Below are 1,813 nucleotides of genomic sequence, written 5' to 3' on the forward strand. Positions count from 1 at the left end.
ACACGGTCGCCGATCCGGGCGGGCTGCGCCACCGGCTGGCGGCCCTCACCGGCGCCGAGCAGCAGGAGACCCTGCTGCGCCTGGTGCGCGGACACTTCGCGACGGCGCTCGGACTCGCCTCGGCCGGGCAGGTCCCGGACACGGGACGGATCCGCGACCTCGGGTTCGACTCGCTGACCGCGTTGACCGCGCGCAACGCGCTGGAGTCCACGACCGGGCTTTCCCTGCCGACGTCGGTGATCTACGACTTCTCGACACCGGAGGAGCTGGCCCACCGCCTGAGGAACGAACTGCTCGCCGACTGAGGCGGGCCCGCACTTCCAGGCCACCCGGGCGGGTACGGCACCGATCGGTGCCGTACCCGCCCGGTGTCGTGCCCGTCCGGCGTCGTGCCCGCCCGGCGTCGGCGTCGCGTTCGGGTGTTCGTGGCGGACACCGGGTGAACCGTCCTGACCATGTGCTGCCGGCCCTGCCGTGCCCACCCAGAACCACACGCAGAGCACGCAGCCACGCAGAACGCGCAGAACCAAGGGCCCGCCCTCTGTCAGGAGGAGGCGGGCCCTTGGCGTGGGGTGGGCGTGGGTCAGACGCCGCGGTCGGTGAGCCAGTCGTCGGTGGCTTCGGCGGTGGAGCGGGCGTAGGTCTCCATCATGGTGAAGTGGTTGCCGGGGACGTCGAGGACGGTCTGGGCCCGGTCCCAGGACGTCTGCCACTCCTCGGGCCGCATCGGCGCTCCGGGTTCCGCGGGCACCGGCGGCTCACTGGAACGCACCAGCAGGACGGGGCAGTCCAGGGGGCCCGGCTCCCACTCACCGATCATCGCCACGTACCAGCTCATCGCGGTGAGCCGGTCGGAGTCCATGTGGGCGAACATCGACTCCCGTTCGAACATGCCGCCCAGCATCTGCTGGGAGAAGCGCAGGAACGGGGAGTCCGCACGTGGCATGTAGGTGTCCAGCAGGACCACCGCGGCAGGCGCGGACCCGCGCTCCTGCATGCGCCGGGCGGCGGAGAGGGCGAGGATGCCGCCGGAGGACGACCCGAGCAGGACCGCCGGGGCGTCGCCGACGGTGCGGTCCACGGCGTCCGCGTGCAGGTCGGCGACGGCGTCGAACGTGGCGGGCAGCGCCTCGCCGGTGCCGAAACCCTGCGTGGGAAACGCCCACACGTCGCGTCGGCCGCGGAAGCCGGAGGCGAACCGGGCGTACTGGTGGACCCCGGCGAGGGCGACGTAGGAGCTGAAGCAGACCAGCGGGGCCGTGGTGTCACCGGTGGCGAGACGGATCGCGCCGGGGAGGGTGTCGAGCTCCTCCGGTGAGGTGAAGGTGGGCCGCAGTCCCGCAGCGGCGTTGAGCAGGGTGAAGCCGTCGTCGACGCGGCCGTCCAGGCATGCCTTCTTGAACAGGCCGCCGAGGGTGTCCTCGGCCCGTGCCTCGGGCCCTGCGGTCGCCGTCCGGGCCGTGCCCGCCTCCTGGGACGGCTGCTCTCCCAGCCTCCGGTGCAGGTGGGTGGCGAGGGCCTCGGGGGTGGCGTGGTCGAACAGCAGGGTCGGGGCCAGCTTCAGGGCGGTCGCGGTGGCGAGGTGGTTGCGCAGTTCGACGACGGTGAGGGAGTCGAAGCCCTGCTCGGTGAAGAGCCGGTCGGCCTCCACCTCGTCGGCGGTGGCGTGTCCGAGGACGGTGGCGGCGAGGTCGCGCACCATGCCGAGGATCAGGGCTCGGCCCTCCTCGGGGCCGCGTCCCGCGAGGAGCGACGCGGCGGTGGCCGGTCCCAGGGAGCCGGCCGCGGTCCGGCGGGCCGCTGCCGGGGCGGC

Annotated in this window: 2 protein-coding genes; one reads left to right on the plus strand and one right to left on the minus strand. The window is 73.5% G+C overall.

Translation table 11 applies throughout. The annotated features are described in order from the left end of the window. Nucleotides 1-305: acyl carrier protein (locus AWZ10_RS30425; protein ID WP_159058390.1), on the plus strand; the 305-nt coding region annotated here is incomplete at its 5' end. Between the two features lie 278 nt (nt 306-583). Here AWZ10_RS30425 and AWZ10_RS30430 read toward each other — a convergent pair. After that, a partial coding sequence (locus tag AWZ10_RS30430; protein ID WP_159058391.1) for an alpha/beta fold hydrolase occupies nt 584-1,813 on the minus strand: 1,230 nt, incomplete at its 5' end.

This window comes from Streptomyces europaeiscabiei, from assembly GCF_001550375.1.
GTDB classification, from domain to species: domain Bacteria; phylum Actinomycetota; class Actinomycetes; order Streptomycetales; family Streptomycetaceae; genus Streptomyces; species Streptomyces europaeiscabiei.